Origin of the sequence: Anaerovirgula multivorans, from assembly GCF_900188145.1 — a bacterium.
In the GTDB taxonomy this organism is placed as follows: Bacteria; Bacillota; Clostridia; order Peptostreptococcales; family Natronincolaceae; genus Anaerovirgula; species Anaerovirgula multivorans.
This window is the reverse complement of the sequence record NZ_FZOJ01000005.1, coordinates 143,183-161,069: the sequence shown is the minus strand read 5'-3', so window position 1 is coordinate 161,069 and position 17,887 is coordinate 143,183. Positions and strand designations below refer to the sequence as shown.

The window sequence follows — 17,887 nt, the reverse complement described above, 5'->3', positions numbered from 1 at the left end:
CTCCTTTCTGTATTTTTTATTTATGTATTAGACAATTAAATAATCTGGCGCCTCACCTTTCAGCTTTTTCACAATATTTTGTGCACATACTATACTTACGGCACTAATTGCTTCCAAAGAATACATGCCAATATGTGGCGTAACTATGAGATTTTCCAAAGTTAACAATGGATTGTCCTTTGTCATAGGTTCAACTTCTACAACATCTAATGCCACTCCACCCAGATGACCAGATTTCATGCATTCATATAAATCTACCTCATTAATGATACCGCCACGTCCTGTATTTATTAAAAATGCTTCTTTCTTCATACTATAGATTGTCTGTTTATCAAATAAATCCTTTGTTTCATCTGTTAATGGAACATGAATAGAAATAATATCACTTTCTTTTACTAATGTGTCAAAATCCACCAACTGAACATAATTTTTGAACACATCTGGTACTTCTGTTACAAATGGATCATATACCAATACCTGCATACTGAAACCATTTGCCCGACGTGCAACATTTTTTGCAATAGCACCAAATCCTACTAAACCCAGTACTTTTTTATATACATCTTTACCTATGTAAGGTTTCCATTCACCATTGTGCACTCTTGTATCTGAAATAGAGATTCCACATATGACTTGCCACCAATAATGATAATATTTTCTATATTTCTCCAAGTCTCAGTAATTTTCATAGCCAATAAATCAATAACACTGCCAGATATGATACCTGCCATCATTTGACTGCGAACCTCATCAGAGCAAACATCAAATACTCGTGTTGCATGAATAATATATAAAGCTCTACAAACCCCATATTGTTTGAGGTATTGGTATCCCTTGCTCACATTTTCTGGATCCATGTCAATTTCTTTTGTACTTAATTCTCCACCTAGAATGGTAGCTTCCTTAATAGCATGATTCAGTTCACCTGTAAAGTTAGAGACAATATCAACAATAGCTCCATTTGCTACATAACAGAAATGAGTATGAGATCCTGGAGAAATCATAACAGAATCTTTATCCTTTGGCAGTATACCAGTCGCTACCATTCCTACCACTTCAATTTCTTCACCACGAACATTATTCATCTGATCGATATTATCAACGGTAACAAGTTGACCTGACTGTGCTGTTTTTGCACCACAAATAAGTTTCATTTTCCGGTTGAAAAATTTTTCTTCATGATGAATGTATATTCTATCCAATAGCTTATGTCCATCTATTGGCACACTAATATGTTCTACTTCAATAATACCAAATGCATTTGTTACCATTCCAGAAGACCAAAGACCTTTAATGTCATAATCCTGCAACCCATTATCATCTAAAAGCTTATCATAACACCCTTTCATAGCAGATAACAATACATCATTGCTCCCCGAGATAGCAGAATCTTTTGTTCCAACATTTACTGTAGCTATATCTATCAGCTGGAACTCCTTGATCAAATATGCTCTTGTATTCGATGTTCCAGAATCCATATATATATTGTACATCTTTATATTCCTCTCACTTCTCTTGACAGAATTTCTATTTCATTATTAACCTTGGCAAGAGCATAGAAATCGGCTCTATAAATGTAATTAACAGCAAGCATATAATCATTACAGTGATAAAAGGAATGATCCCTTTAGTTACCGTTTCTAATGGCTCAGAACCAACCCTTGCAGCAACAAACAAATTGATGCCTAAAGGAGGTGTGATGAAACCTATTGCTAGGTTAACAACCATGATAATACCAAAGTGAACTGGACTTAATCCTATTGATGTTGCAACAGGTAGCAGAATTGGTGACAATACCATAATCGCTGGGGTTGTATCCATAAAGCAACCAACAATCAATAATAAAACATTGATTAATAATAGGATGAAAATCGAATTATCTGTGAAATTGATAATTGCATTTGTAATCATTGCAGGTATTTGCTCAATTGTCAAAATTTTTGTAAAGGCAGATGCAAATCCAATAATAATCATTGTTGTTCCTGTTGTTGAACATGCATTTCCGATTGTACTGATTAAATTATTAAACTTTAATTCTTTATGAATGAATACACCACAAATAAGAGCGTATACAGCTGCTACAGATGCTGCTTCAGTAGGAGTAAATATACCTCCATAAATGCCTCCTAAGATAATAAAGGGATTAATCAAAGCCCATTTTGCATCCCAAACTGCATCAACGGCTCTTTTAACTGAAATTTTTTCTGTGTCTCCCCTCCATCCTTGCTTCTTGCAATAGTAGTAACACCAGAAGATTAATACAAGACCTATTAAGATTCCTGGTAAGAAGCCTCCCATGAACAAAGCAGTGATAGAAGTACCTGTAGAAACACCATAGATAACCATTGGAATACTTGGGGGAATGATTACACCAATACTACCGGCACAAGCAATTAGGGCTAATATAAATTTCTTGCTGTATCCTTTTTCCAGCATCGTAGGAACAACCATGGAGCCTACGGCTGCAACTGTTGCAGGGCCGGAACCGGAAACAGCAGCAAAAAACATACATACTACAACAGTAACGATGGCAATACCACCTGTGATTCTTCCAAAAAAAACGTTAGCAACATTTAAAAGACGTTTAGAAACACCGCCAGAACTCATCAATTCACCTGCGAGAATAAACAGTGGGATTGCCATAATCGGGAAGGAGTCCGTACTTGTAACCAATGTTTGTGCTATGTAGCCTAGAGATAATGTTCCACCTGTAAGGATTGCTACTAAAGAGGCAAGTCCAATGGCGATCCCTACAGGTAAGTTTAATATAAGAAAAATACAAAGACTAAGAAACAAAGCCAAGCTAACCATCGATTTCTCCTCCCTCTCTAAATTTATTTATTCTGTATAGAATTGTTTGTGTCTGTCTAATAGATGTTAATGTAAATCCCACCATAGGTGCAGCATAGATGATCCACATTGGCATATGCATTGCTGGTGAGGCTTGTCCTAAGACGATCTGTCTCTGTACAACTGTAAAGGATGTATAGGCTATAAACATTGAGAATCCTAAAAATATAACATCACCAAGTAGTATAATCATTGGTCGAGCTTTGCTTGGAAAAAGACCTAAGGCTGCTTCAATTTTAATATGTTTCATGATCTTAGCACCATAGCTTATACCTAAATAGATCAACCAAATGAATAAATATCTAGCAAGTTCTTCTGACCATACCAAAGAATTATGCATAACATATCTCATGATTACTTGGATAAAAATAGTAATTGTCATTAATGACATGAGAACTATACATAAAGAAAGCTCTAACTTCTCGTCAAGTACTTTCAATATCTTCAATGATTTCACCCTTTCCTGAGTTTCTAATACAAATATGGATTTCGATACTATGCCTGATGTCATAACTATATCTGATATCATAATACCGAAATCCAATATTTAAATATTTTGGTTATGATTATCCATAACGGATCATGTCACTAAATTACCAAATCGATTATTTTAAAATTTCGTCAACATATTTTGGATTATCCATTACTTCTTTTACTAAATCAAAAATCTCAGCATCATTGATAATATTCTGGAATTCTGCCTTTTCATCATTTGTTAACTTGATAATATTAACACCCTTTGCTTCAAAATTTTCCAAAATTTCTTTTTCATAGTTCTGTGATGCCTCTCTCTGGAACTTTGTTGATGCTTCAACAGCTTTTTGAATTGCTGCCTTCTGGTTATCTGATAATGAGTTGTACTTGTCTAAGTTCATAGTGACTACATAAGGTGTATAAACATGCTGTGTTAAAGAAATATATTTCTGAACTTCTTCAAATTTATTAGCATCGATAATACCTAATGGATTCTCTTGTCCATCTACAGTACCCTGCTGTAAAGCTGTAAATAATTCTGTAAATGCCATAGGTGTAGGATTCGCACCTAGAGCTGACCATGCTGCAAGGTGAACTCGGTTTTCCATTGTACGAATCTTTAAGCCTCTAACATCTTCTGGTTTACTAACAGCAATAGTGTTGTTGGTAAAGTTACGGAATCCGTTTTCCCAGAAAGTAAGACCTTTTAATCCCATGCTCTCTAATCCATTTAAAATGCCCTGACCAACTTCACCATCAAGAGCTGCATAGGCCTCCTCATTACTTAAGAACAAGTATGGAGCATCGAAAAGATAAAAATCAGCATACATTGTAGCTAATGGGCTAGTTGAACTAGCTGCGATATCAATGTCACCAAACTGTGTTGTTTCGATGGCAACACGGTCATCACCCAGCTGGTTATCCTGGAATAAATTAACTTTGATTGAACCGTTTGATTCAGCCTCTACTACTTCTTTAAACTTTACTCCTGCATCTTTAGCAGAATTAGAAGTGACATTTGCGAATTTAAGAGTTACCACTTTTTCTTCACTATCACCGCTGGCTGGTTCGCCAGATGTAGTACTTGGCTTACTGCATCCTGTAGCTATTATAACTAGCATCAACCCTACCATCAATATTGCTAAAATTCTCTTTACCTTTGACATAATTTTTTTCCCCCTCATTTCTACATAATTATTTATATATAAAAATATTGATACCGCTTTTGACTTCAATATTTCATATATCTAGATTGTTTTATCATACCAATATTTGTAGCGTACATATTTTTTAGCATAAATATCAGCCATCTCTAGATTAGAATGAATTACTTTAGTGCTTTCAGTTATAAAGTCTTTTACATCCTGAATTTCGCCAAGCAATTCCATCCCCAAAGCAACCCCTCCTAATAATGAACTATGCTCCACATTATCAACTTCCATATCTGTACCAAAGATATCTGCACACATCTGCGTCCAATATGAAGAATGTAGAATACCTCCAGAAAGTTTAATTTTCTTTGGAATTCCGTTTATGTTACTCAAAACTTCATAGCACTGATACAAATTAAACAGAACACCTTCCATCACTGCATGGTATAAGTCATTCGCTGTATGGAAAGGCTTTATATCAAAAAAAGCTGCATTTCTATCATCTTGCCAACCTGGACATCTCTCTCCAAACAAAAAAGGTAAAAATACTGGTGTGTTTTCAATGTTACCAAATCCTTTTTCGATATCATCATAGGTTGTATTTGGACTAAACATTTTATTCTTAAACCAATCTATACAGTTGCAGCAACCAGATGTGGCCGCACCACTAAGCCATGCTTTAGGAGACAAGTAACACCAAGTGCTTGGCTCCTCTGGAATAATAGGTTTTTGTGTCGTCAAACGAATGGCACCACTGGTTCCAACAGAAAATGTCATAACATCATCACCTAATGCCCCTGCACCCACTTGGTTCAATCCACCATCAGGACCAGTTGGAATTACTGGAATACCTTCTTCTATTCCTAACATCTGTGCTCCTTCTTTAGACAGCGGAAAAGTATCCTTATAGGTTACTAAGCGACTAATCTGCGATTCCTTAATTCCTAAATCCGCAAGAATATCTGCATCAAACTGCTTTGTGTGTATATTCAATAATCCTGTACCAGAGGCCATACTGTCCATAATTACTCGTTCTCCTGTCAAACGGAACATATTATATGTTCCTTGACCTGCAATTAAATAATTGTCTAAACAATATCCCTTTTCTTTCAAAAGTTTTAATTTGAAAGCTGGGTAAATTCCATTTACCATACAACCTGTTTTCTGATAAAATTCTTTCATGTAGCGCTTATCTTTTCTAAGTTCTTTACATAAATCTGCTGCTCCTGTATAAGACCATAGATATACCGGCGTTTGCGGTTCCATATCTGTATTACAAAGTACTAAGCTATGCCATGTACCACCTAATGAAATAATATCTATTTTTTTCCCTATGCAAAGTTCTTTTCCTAGATCCACGGTCTCTTTAAAAACGTTTTCTGCATCATGAAGGGTAATGTCATCATAGCATAGTGTATAGGCTTTCGTTCTTACTTCGTAAGTACCTTTTTCAGTGTCATATAACATAGCCTTGGCAGACGTGGTACTAGATTCTAAAACTAATATGTACATTGCTATGCCACCTTTTCTGTTTTTTACCATTCGGCAATTGTTCCATCTGAATTTCTCCAAACAGGATTTTTCCAATTGTGACCGATTTTTGCTTGTTCTATTACATTATTCTTCGTTAATATCAATACCAAGTAATGTAACTCTTCCGTTGTGTTCATCTTAATCGCTTTAAAACCAAGTTCTTTCTGGATTAATGCTGCCTTGCCAACACCACACTCTCCTATAAAATATTTTAATAACAAAGTTTATTAAATATCTGTACAGTCAATTAAAACCTTAACAGTGCCATAATTAAGATCTGCAATCATGTCAAATACCTTTGCACTATCCTTTAAAGGCAAAATATGAGAAACTATCTTTTCCAGATCTTCTTTAATCTGAGCAGAATATTCAACAGCCTGTCTGAACTCTTCCTTTGTATATACCCTTGTACCAACTATATGTTGTTCCTTGAAGTTGATATCTCTTAAGTTAACATTAAGTGGTGTCTTAGGTACTGATACCATACAAATGGTGCCGCCTACTCTTGTGATACTTGTCATTTCCATTGCGGCGATTTCAGCTCCACTACACTCAAATAATACGTCAACACCTTCACCATCTGTAGCTGTCTTCGCTACTTTTTCCATACTTTCTGTTTTAGCATTAACAGGAATCATTCCAAATTCCATTGCCTTTTCAAGACGTTTTTCATCAATATCAGAAATAAAGACCTTAGAGGCTCCCATATGCTTCAACATCATACCTGCAATCATGCCGATTGGACCAGCCCCAATCACTGCTGCAACATCAAGGGATTTAAAGTTACTTTGATGAATTGCCCTTACTATAACCGCAAGAGGCTCAATAACAGCTGCTGCTTTGTCAGATACATCGTCTGGTACCTTAAACAGTACATCCTCGTCAATATATCCGTATTGGCAAATACCACCGTCAACGTCAATACCTATCAACCTCAAAGTATTACAAACATGAGGATTACCTGTGCGACATGGAAGGCAATGACCACATGAAAGAAGAGGATAAGCAACCACCCTGTCACCTTTTTTGAACTTTTTTCCATCCTCAACTACTTCTCCTAGAAATTCATGCCCTAACACTAAAGGAGCCTTGGCTCGTGGGTGTTTTCCAAGAGAAATAGCTATATCAGATCCACATACACCACAGTACTTCATCTTCAACTTAATACTTCCATCTTTTGGTGTTTGCTCTGGTATATCTCTTACTTCCACCTCTTTAGGACCTGTATAAACCAATGCTTTCATAATAACAACACTCCCTCTTTATTTTTTTAGTCAATCTTCTAATTACCAGATAACGTTTTCTTTTTGGATTAGTTCTATCTAAACAGCTCCTCTAAACATTGAAAACGCATGTTTTTTTTGCATTCCCTACATATTAAATTATTTTTCTATTGTTAATATAATATTTTATATATACCAAAAAAAATTTTTTATTTATGTAATAGAATTTTTTTATTGATTTTATTATATGATCATAGGTTTTAATTGTCAATATATGAAAAAATATAAATTTTATTTATCAAATAAAAAATTTTTTATTTCCTATTCTATTAATTTTATAGTATAATAAAATGAAATATTTACATATGAGCATTTACTTACTACATGTCTAAATGTTCAATTTGAAAATATATTAAGAGAAATGGAGTATTTACTATGTCTGAAAACTCATGTAAAACAACACTAGTTGATATTATTTACGCTAATATCCGCAAGGACATAACGCAAGGTATACTGCTTCCTGGTCAAAAAATCAATACTAAAGAACTCTCCGAAAGATATGGAGCCAGCTTAACTCCTATTAAATTAGCTTTAAACAGACTTGTTTCCGATAAAATCATTGAGAACTTTCCTCGTCAAGGTATGAAAGTAAAATCTGTACAGGCTGATGAAATAGACGAAATATTTGATATGCGATTGATGTTGGATTTGTATTATACAAAAGAAATAATCACCACCGTTAACTACAATGAATCATTAAGGGAAGAATTTAGAAAGAATGTTGAGGAACATTTAAAAATTGTTAGCGATTTAACTCCAGACTCCCCTGTTGATGCCTACATTCAAAATTACAGTTATGATTATAAATTTCACGAGCTTTTTTTGAAATGTTCAGGAAATAGAAAAGTGGTGGATATGTTCCACTACATTAATCCTTTCTTATATTCCAACTACACTTTTGGCAAACAATCCAAAGAAAGAGATATTTCAGGGGTTAAAGAACATCAGGTGATTTTAGATGCAATACTTTCTCAAGATGAAGATGCGTTGAAAGAAGCCATTAGAGTACACATTTATAATGCTAAGACAGCAATTGCACTTATATTGAAAGTATATAAAATACTTTAAAATTTTATCTGCAATATATATTAAAATATGGGAGGAGTTTTTATCATGGATTTATTTAATGTGAAGAGCAAAAAAGCTATTGTTACTGGTGCAGCACAAGGTCTTGCAAATGGAATGGCAGAAGGTTTAATGGAAGCAGGAGTAGAGGTTTGTATTATTGATATTTCAGAGAAAACAGCTGATGTAGCGGCAGCTTTCTGTGAGAAAGGTTATAAATGTCATGCAGTAAATGCTAACCTTGGTGATAGAACTGATCTTGTAAACGCTTTCAATAAAGCAGTTGAAGTTTTAGGTGGTCATCTTGATATTATCGTCAATGCTGCTGGAATCCAGAAAAGACATTTCTGTGAAGAATTTCCTATTGAGGATTGGGATGCAGTTATCAACATTAACCTTAGCGCTGTATTCTCACTTTGTCAGCTTGCAGGACAACAATACATCAAACAAGGCAGTAAAGGTAAAATCATTAACATTGCTTCTATGCTGAGTTTCTTCGGTGGATATACAGTACCTGCTTATGCAGCAAGTAAAGGCGGTGTAGCTCAGCTTACAAAAGCACTTTCAAACGAATGGGCTTCAAAAGGAATCAACATAAACGCCCTTGCTCCAGGTTACATGGATACAGAAATGAACGTAGCTTTAATTGCTGATGAAACAAGAAATACAGAAATTCTTAACCGTATCCCAGCCAAGAGATGGGGAACACCAGATGACATGAAGGGTATAACTATTTTCTTATCAGCTGAAGCTTCAGATTATTTAAACGGTGCAATTATCCCTGTTGATGGTGGATACTTATCAAAATAATTTTTAATATAATAGATTTTGCTATTATCACTTACTTAATCAACTAATTTATTTTATTAGAGTAAATCAATAAAAGCAGACCTTTCTGTGCAAGAAAAGTCTGCTTTATTTATGATTCATCCTACATGATTACCTCTACCTTATGATCTTTCTTATCATCTATCAAGGGAATATATTCTCCCAGCATTGGTTTTCCATCTAATCGCAACTCTTTCACCTGAGTATTCACCCCATTAGGGTTTTTTACCCTAATATAATAATAGGTATCCATATAACGGTACTTCATGGTATATTCCTTCCAATCCTTCGGTATACAGGGATCAATCACTAGCTTATCCCCATTTTTCTTTAGCCCTAATATATCCTCTACACCAACCTTGTACATCCATCCTGATACACCAGTATACCAGCTCCAGCCGCCTCTGCCTGTATGGGGGCTAACTGCGTAAACATCTGCCGCCATAACGTAGGGCTCTAATTTATAGGTGGCACATTCAAGCGGTGTTCTCGTATGATTAATAGGATTAATCATGTTAAAGAGCTCCCATGCTTTATCTCCATCTCCCGCCATAGCAAAGGCTTTGATGACCCAAGTTGCCGCATGGGTATACTGACCGCCATTCTCTCTAACCCCAGGAACATAGCCTTTAATATAGCCTGGGTTCTGGTCACTTTTATCAAAGGGAGGTGTAAATAATAGGATCATTCCCTCATCTCTTTTCACCAGATATTGCTCAACTGCTTCCATCCCTTTCTTTCGCCTATCCTCTCTCCCACCTTTAGAGATAATAGACCAAGATTGAGCTAAAGAGTCGATTTTGCACTCGGTATTTTGCGAAGAGCCTAAAGGTGAACCATCGTCATAAAAAGCTCGAATATACCATCCTCCATCCCAGGCATTTCTCTCAATCACTTCTGCAATCTGTTTAGCATAATCAACATATCGTTTCCCTCTATCCTCCTCCTGCATCCTATCACATAGTACTGCAAATCTATTTAATATGGAATGTAAAAACCAACCTAACCATACACTTTCACCCTTCCCTTTATTACCAACGGTATTCATACCGTCATTCCAATCGCCAGATCCCATAAGTGGTATGCCATTTTCACCAAACTTCAAACCTCTTTCAATCGCACGAATACAATGCTCATATACAGAAGCCTTTTCTTGTGATATCTTTGGAATACCATATCTTTCATCTTCATTCTCTTTCAATGGTTCTTCCTCTAAAAATTTCACCTCTTCCTCTAGGATACTGTAATCACCAGTGTTGTGGGTATACTCCACTACAGCGAAGGGTAACCATAGTAAATCATCAGAGAATCGGGTTCGTATCCCTTTGTCTCCTGCTCCTGGATGCCACCAGTGCTGCACATCACCCTCAACAAATTGGTGGGCGCAATGCAATAAGATTTGCTGTCGAGTTGCTTCAGCTAGAGGATATACCATATTCATTGCATCCTGTAGCTGATCTCTGTAACCATAGGCACCTCCTGATTGATAAAATGCAGATCTTGCCCATATCCTACAAGCTATTGTTTGATAAAGCAGCCATTGATTTAGCATTAAATCCATGGATAAGTCTGGAGTCTTTACCTGAATTGTGTCAACCAAATGAAGCCAATAATCCTGTACCTCCTTTAAAGCCTTTTTGCTATTGTCTGTCACCCTATAGGTATGAATCAATCTATTGATTTCTTCAAGGCTTTGGGTTTGTCCAAATAGAAATGCTAGTTCTTTTTCTTCATTGTTCTTAAGTTCAACGGTAACTTGAAGCACTACACAGGGGTCATAGCCTGCCCCAGCTCGATTGGAAAGCTGCTTGTTTTTAAGGGCATCCGGCTTGATCAAGCTTCCTCGCTGACCTATAAATTCCTGTCTATCACAGGTGTAGGATGTTATAGCCTCTGAGGTAGCAACAAAAGCTATTCTTCCTTCAAAGTCAGAATTATAAGGATTTTTTATGAGGATTCCTTCCCGTTCCTCATCTCTTTCTGTTATGATGTATTGTTGGGTAACTTGATCACTAACCCCCATTACTGGTCTAATGTAATAGGTTAAGGTAAGTCTTCTATCTTTGCTGCTGTTATTTTTCATCTTAACCAGATTTATCTTAAGCGTATCATCCTTAGGTACAAACATTGTAAGCTCCTGCTGTATTCCTTGACTATTATGATAAAAGGTGGAGTAGCCTAGTCCGTGGGTAATAGTATAGCTTTCCTTTTCTCTGATAGGAAAGGCGGTTGTTGACCATAATGCTCCTGTTTCCTCATCCCTTATATAAATTGCTTCACCTGAAGGATCTGTAACGGGATCATTTGACCATGGAGTTAATTTGTTTTCCCTGCTGTTCTCTGCCCAAGTAAAGCTTGATCCCCTTTCTGAAACAATAAACCCAAAATTTTTATTTGCCACAACATTAATCCATGGTGCTGGGGTATGGTTATTTTCCTTCAGCCGGATGATATATTTCCTGCCATCCTTGCTAAATCCTCCGTATCCATTAAAATAGTCTAAATCTAACGCATCATCTCTACTATTGTATCTTATTTTATTTTTATCAAAAGTTGCTTCTTCTGCTACCACCTTTTCTTCTCCAACTTCCATCTGCTTACTTAAGGGTCGATTCTCTGCCTTAATTGCCATTCTTGCCACCGTATAGAGAAGAATTCTATCCTCTGGAGGCATCACACTAGCATTTCGTATGAAGATACCTCCTGGTTGGTCTACCATATATCTACCTTGACTAGAAAACACTATATCATTAATTAACTGTTGTAATGGTTGTAAATAACTGCTTTCATCCTCATTGAAAATTACGAGATCAACAGTCAGCCCTTTAACTCTCCAATATTCATGGGCCTTTAGCAATTGACTAACCACATCGATATCCTCCATGCTTCTTATACTGACCATTACAATAGGTAAATCTCCTGATATACCATAAGCCCAGAGTCCAGATTGGGCTTTTCTATTTTCCTTTAACAACGCTTGATACCTTCTCCTTATAGGACTTAAATAGATGATTTGTGGAATCATCTCTTGGTAGAGTCTTAACTCCTCTGCTTTTATATCCAAATAGCTGGTCTCCACCTGACTTCTGGTAATGGCTAATTGGAAGGAACGATGAATAGCAGCTATATCTCCATATTTTTTAGCTAAAATGATTACTTTTTCCCTAGTATGATCAATGCCAGTTATAAAGGTAATAGTTATTGATCTTCCTGCTGCCACTTTCACTGTTTTTCTTAAGCTCATAATAGGGTCCAGCACAATTCCTTCAGTTCCATTTAAAGGCTGTCCTAGGGCAATAGCATTGCTAAGGTCTCTTCCTCTGCCGATAAAAGCTCCTCTATTGGTTTCATACTGTAATCCACCTATAGATTCTCCCTCAACGGTAACCCTATGAAAAATCCATTTTGTCTCTTGACCGTGTTCCCTAGGTCTTCTAGAGGCAATAAGACTATCTTCTTCAGGAAGCACCTCAGTTCGAACAAATAGGTTGCTAAAGGCAGGGTGGGCAACATCTGCCGCTTGGTAAGTAAGCACCGCTTCAAAATAGCTGGTTATTTCCATATTGGCTGTTTGACTGCCATGATTCGTTAAAGTAACCTTTCTAATTTCTACATCATCCTCTGTGGATACTACAATTTCTGTATGGGTATCGATGTTTTCATCGGTTCTAAGAAATTCCGCCTTATCTTGTGAAAATTTAACTTTATATCCATCTGGTTCTTGAGAAAAGGGCTCTAGCGCAGTTGTCCACATTTTATTTTCGTTGAGGTGATGAATAAAAATATGGGTGCCATCCTTCCCGCTAATTGCATCCTCCCGCCATCTACTTATTTGGATCTTTTCCATTTTGCTGTAGCCAGCTCCAGTGTTGGTAACCATAACAGAATATCTACCATTGGATAGAAGATGACATTGTGGTAGTGCATCCTCCGGTATACCATAAATTCTTACTACCTTCTGAGTTTTTCCCTCTGCCTTCCATAGCGGCTCTACTTCTTCTTTGTACTGTTTTGTGATGATTAATCTTAAAGGAATTCGTTCCTGTAACAAAATTTCTCCTGCCTGCATAACTGGATCCTGGTGAAATCTTTTTTGCATGATGTTTTTATTTAACAGATTATCTAAGGAAACAAAAATCATTCCTTGATGATGGGCCATAAAGCTCTTTACTATTTCAGATCCCGTTCCACTGGATACGGTTCTAGGAGTATAATCAATCGCTTCATAAAAGCCGTATTCTCCCTCTAAGTCCTCCTTCATTAATTCTTGAATGTTCTTCATTGCTTCCTTTGGTCGAAAAGGTAATGCTAAAAAGGAGGAATAGGGTGATACTACGATATCCTTTGATAGACCTCTCTTTAATCCTAAATCAGATATGCCGAAGGCCTTATATTGATAGTTTAATGCCATATCAAAGGTATAATAACCTGACTCTGAAATTCCCCAAGGAACACCTCTTTTTTCACAGTAAAGCTTTTGCGTCTTAATCACAGTACTATAGCTTTCATCCATCAGGGTATTATCGTAGTTTTTCATGACCAAATAGGGCATGAAGTATTCAAACATCGTGCCAGTCCAGGAGACTAAACCTCTATATTCTTTGATGATTGCCATAGCTCTTCCTAGCTTAAACCAGTGCTTTTTAGGAACTTCTCTTCTAGCTATAGCTATATAGCTGGTAGTTCTTACCTCAGAGGCCAATAAATCATAATAGGAATTAGTAAGTCGCTCTTCATCTACGTTATAACCAATGGAAAACAAATGCCTTTTAAAATCATAAAGATGAACAAATTCAGCTGCTTCCACAATTTTATTGATTCTTTCTATTAAAGAATTGATTTTACTGATGATTTCATTGATATAATTAATTTTTTCAAGTAAATCCTTTCTTAGTTCGTTATTTTCCTTATCCCTTCTTTTAAGTAGTTTTTTTCTATAGATTTCTTTTAATTCTAAAAGAGATTTATCATTTAAGTTAAATTTGTGTGGAATGATCATTGTCTTATGAGAAGGAAAAAACCTTTCTATTTCTCTATTGAAGATATTCATCATGTCATAAAATCTCCGGTTCCAGCCACAATGAGCTTCAACGGTTTCTTCTTTTCGCTGAAAGTGCTGTATTAAATCTACAAATGTGTCTAAAGTAATGTTCTCACTTTTTATAATATCCTCTAGATAATTTATGTCTGTCTCATTCACCTTTTCTACCAGCATTAGAGTATCCTTCAGCCCCACCACCAATTCCATGTTCATCAGTGGTTTTTCTAAATAATCTTTTAATCCTTCTTTTACTGTGATTAAATAACTAATAAAATTGCCGCTATCTACAGTAGATACATAATAGGGTCTCAAAACCTCCAGTGTCCTAGTATCATACCAATTGTAAAGATGTCCCTTCCACATATCCATTCTTTCTATCGTTGAAATCGTTTTTTCAAGCCTATCGATCATTTCACCAGTAGGTAAATAACCAAAATCTCGTGCTGAAAGAATAGACATCAAAAGAAACCCAATGTTTGTTGGCGAAGTTCTATAGGCGATCTCATTAGGTGGAAAAACCTGATAATTATCAGGAGGTAGATAATTGTTTTCCTCATCTGCAAAGTCCTCATAATATGCCCATGTTTTTCTTGCAATTCGTCGTAGCTGTCGTACTTCTTCTTCCTCTAAACATTCCTCCTTTTTTTCTATCTCTTTGCTGACATTAAAGGCGATAAAGGGACTTGCACCCCAAATTACCACCATAGGCACAGCATAAAGTAGGCTATAAGGATTAATTAATAATGTTAAAATAAAAACTGCTATTGCGATTCCTATACCACTTTTCATTCTATTTACAGAGCTTTTTCGATCATTCTCAAGATTTTTTTCTACATCTGCAGCAGTAACCCATTCCAATAGATTTTCCTTGGAAATATACACACGGTACAAGGTACGAGCAATGGCATCTCCCATCATATAGGCATGATAAGGTAAAAATATAAAATTTAACAATACCTGATAGAAGGTAGCTTTTACACCAACAATTAAATCAGCATTTAATCTTTCATTGATCGCTTTATAGTATCTTTGCTTTATGTATTCAATAGTACTAATGATTAATGGGAAGATAATGGTGAATATTCCCAAGCCTATCCAAAAAATTGAAGAACCAGGAAGTATAGTGAAGCCTAGTATTAATAATAACAGTACACTTATAGGTACTAAGCTTCGCCTCATGTTATCAAAAATTTGCCATTTTGCTAAAGCCGAAAGAGGATTTTTTACCTTTTCTCCCCTCCTATTTACCACTATTGAAGATAACCATCTTATTAACTGCCAGTCACCCCGTACCCATCGATGAAGTCTCATCATATGGGCGCTGTATTTCGATGGATAGCTATCAATCAGTTCAAAATCAGTGGCTAATCCAGTTCTAATGTAACTTCCCTCAAGCAAATCATGACTTAATATAGTATGCTCTGGTATAGCATCCTTCAAAACTTTGTTGAAGACCTCGATGTCATAGATGCCCTTTCCAGTGAAGATCCCTGTGCCAAACAAATCTTGATATGCATCTGAGTTAGCAGTGGTATAGGAATCAATTCCTCCTTGCCCGGCAAATACCTTTGTAAAAACAGATTTATTTGTGCTTTCTATATTGACTCCTATTCTAGGCTGAATCAATCCATATCCTTCTACAACTACACCTGATTTTTCATCAATAATAGGTTTATTTAATGGATGAGAAGCAATGCCTATCAATTTTTTTGCTGTGTCTATGGGCAACTGCGTATCAGCATCAATCGTAATAACATACTTCGCATCCTTTAAATTTGAAATATTTCCCGTAACAGTGGAGTAAGATGTCCCCTTTCCTCCTAAGAGCAGTTCATTCAATTCCACAAGTGCTCCTCTTTTTCTCTCCCATCCCATCCATTTTTTTTGTTTTTGACAAAACCTTCTTTCTCTGTGGAAAAAATAAAAAATATCTTTCCCGTATTTTTCATTTAGTCTTTTTGTTTCTGCTATACCAGCCTCAATAATAACTTTATCTTCCGGCTGTTCCCTCTGGTCTGCATCCCTGTAATCTCCAGCTAAAGCAAAAAACAAATTTTCTTCTTTATTAGCAAGATAGAATATCTCCATTTGTCTAATGATTTCTTTTGCCCTATTTTTATTTGGGAGTAGAGTAGGCACCACCACCAAAGTGGCGGCTTCTTTTGGTATTCCATCCCTATATTCAATTCGCGGTAAAAAGGTTGGAGGAAACAGGTTTGTTAATAACCAGTTTACTAAACTAACAGCGATATCACTAGCAGGTATGAGGACAGCCAACCCTATTAAAATTAAGAATCCTTCTGTCCCTCTATCTATAAACCTCAAACCATAGGTAATAGCGGCTAATATAATGCAGACTGTGATAATAAAAACAGGTGCTAGATAAGTAGAAAAAGGCTTGTTGTTAAAGGAATCCTTTATCTCTAAATGATCTAAGGCTTCAAACAAACACTTTCTTCCCTCATCTATTAAATAATAACCTACATGTTTTTTTCTATCCTCTTCATGATTTCCTTCAGCTCTTTTAGCACACTCAATTGCCTTTCTGGCTATCCTAGTTTCAGGTTCCTTTAATTTCTTTGCTATTTTTTCAATGTGATTTCGATAATAGTCACGAGAATCAAAATCTAATTGAGAATATATACCACTAGGATCCTTTTTCAAAACCTCCTCAACAATACTTAAGCTTTCAAAAATATTGTTCCAATCAATCGTTGCCACAATGTTCAAGCTGGTAATAGAATTGCCTATAGATATTTTTGCCTCCGCCTGTTCCTTGTGTTCTTCGTCTACTAAATCCTTTATTGAAGTGTTATAGTCTTTTAGCTTTTTTTCTAAGTACGTGATAATTTCTCCAGTTTCTGTTCCCTCTCTTCTCAATACCCTCAACAGATGTTCAGCATAGGAGAAGTTTGCTCTGCCATCTAGTTCAATGTTCTTCTTAACAACACGAAGGATTTCTTCCTCTGGTAATGCTGCTGCTTTTTCAGCTTTTTGCCATTGTTTATGATTATTATGAATTCTTTGGCAGATTGTTTTAATATTTTCAATTAGAGCACATCGGATCATTAAGGAAAGAGACCAAATTTCTGCAATGGTTAATACCCTCTGGGACTGATAGGATTGAATGAAGTTGATCAGTTGTGCTTCTTCTAATTTTCCATCAGTATGGGCAATAAACTCTAGAGCAATTCCATAGGCCCTAGGGTGTCCCTTTAGGAAACCATGATTTAGTGTATCTAACCTTAAAAACTTCTCCTTTGATAGATTTTGTCTTGCTTCCTTCAGCTGTTCTTCTACCTTATAAAAGTTATCAAGAAGCCATTCAGATGCCGGTGACAAGTCTTGTCTATGTTTAATAGCTTCATTAAGACTTTTATAGACAGACGCTATTGTTTCAAAGTTATTATCTAATCTTTTTATTAGATGTTGTAGAGATCCAGGATCATGATATACAGTATGGTTTTTGGCAATTTCTTTTGCATGCTGGTTCAATTCTTCAGGAGTTAATAATACATCCTTTAGCTCTATAATTCTATTGTCTTGTTTCCTTCCCTTATTGGTATTAAGAAGCATATGTATTCCCTCTCCTTTTTTTTTCAACAAAAGTAGATGACACAAAAGTAGATAACCATAAGTAGATGACCAAAATCTTTGATTTT

General features: G+C 36.0%; 10 protein-coding genes. 2 read left to right on the top strand and 8 right to left on the bottom strand.

All coding sequences use genetic code 11. The annotated features are described in order from the left end of the window. Positions 1 to 27 precede the first annotated feature (27 nt). The 7 genes from CHB72_RS07005 to CHB72_RS06970 all read right to left on the bottom strand — a co-directional run bounded on the left by CHB72_RS07005 (position 28) and on the right by CHB72_RS06970 (position 7,252). Positions 28 to 600, bottom strand: coding sequence for an NAD(P)-dependent oxidoreductase (locus CHB72_RS07005; protein WP_176431243.1), 573 nt, complete (start codon positions 598 to 600; stop codon positions 28 to 30). Continuing rightward, positions 570 to 1,493 (bottom strand): 2-dehydro-3-deoxygalactonokinase, encoded by a 924-nt coding sequence (locus CHB72_RS07000; protein WP_089282163.1) that lies wholly within the window; start codon positions 1,491 to 1,493, stop codon positions 570 to 572. Before CHB72_RS07000 ends, CHB72_RS07005 begins: the two co-directional genes overlap by 31 nt. Positions 1,494 to 1,527: 34 nt before the next feature. Then, entirely contained in the window at positions 1,528 to 2,811 is a 1,284-nt protein-coding gene (locus tag CHB72_RS06995) for a TRAP transporter large permease (RefSeq protein WP_089282162.1), read from the bottom strand. Beyond that, positions 2,804 to 3,298 carry a TRAP transporter small permease gene (locus CHB72_RS06990; RefSeq protein WP_242975063.1) on the bottom strand — a complete coding sequence of 165 codons (495 nt, stop codon included), beginning with the start codon at positions 3,296 to 3,298 and terminating at the stop codon, positions 2,804 to 2,806. Before CHB72_RS06990 ends, CHB72_RS06995 begins: the two co-directional genes overlap by 8 nt. A 157-nt stretch (positions 3,299 to 3,455) precedes the next feature. Next, positions 3,456 to 4,490, bottom strand: coding sequence for a DctP family TRAP transporter solute-binding subunit (locus CHB72_RS06985; protein WP_242975062.1), 1,035 nt, complete (start codon positions 4,488 to 4,490; stop codon positions 3,456 to 3,458). A gap of 81 nt (positions 4,491 to 4,571) precedes the next feature. Next, positions 4,572 to 5,987, bottom strand: a complete 1,416-nt coding sequence (locus tag CHB72_RS06980) for a gluconokinase (protein WP_089282161.1) — start codon at positions 5,985 to 5,987, stop codon at positions 4,572 to 4,574. A 248-nt stretch (positions 5,988 to 6,235) separates the two neighbouring features. Next, the gene (locus tag CHB72_RS06970; protein WP_089282159.1) at positions 6,236 to 7,252 is read right to left on the bottom strand and encodes a zinc-dependent alcohol dehydrogenase; all 1,017 of its coding nucleotides are present in this window, start codon (positions 7,250 to 7,252) and stop codon (positions 6,236 to 6,238) included. A gap of 414 nt (positions 7,253 to 7,666) precedes the next feature. On the opposite strand from CHB72_RS06970, the gene CHB72_RS06965 reads away from it, so the two are divergent. Then, entirely contained in the window at positions 7,667 to 8,359 is a 693-nt protein-coding gene (locus CHB72_RS06965; protein ID WP_089282158.1) for a GntR family transcriptional regulator, read from the top strand. A 45-nt stretch (positions 8,360 to 8,404) separates the two neighbouring features. Then, the gene (locus CHB72_RS06960; RefSeq protein WP_089282157.1) at positions 8,405 to 9,166 is read left to right on the top strand and encodes an SDR family oxidoreductase; all 762 of its coding nucleotides are present in this window, start codon (positions 8,405 to 8,407) and stop codon (positions 9,164 to 9,166) included. Positions 9,167 to 9,287: 121 nt separating this feature from the next. Here CHB72_RS06960 and CHB72_RS06955 read toward each other — a convergent pair whose 3' ends face one another. Next, positions 9,288 to 17,801, bottom strand: coding sequence for a GH36-type glycosyl hydrolase domain-containing protein (locus CHB72_RS06955; RefSeq protein ID WP_089282156.1), 8,514 nt, complete (start codon positions 17,799 to 17,801; stop codon positions 9,288 to 9,290). Positions 17,802 to 17,887 lie beyond the last annotated feature (86 nt).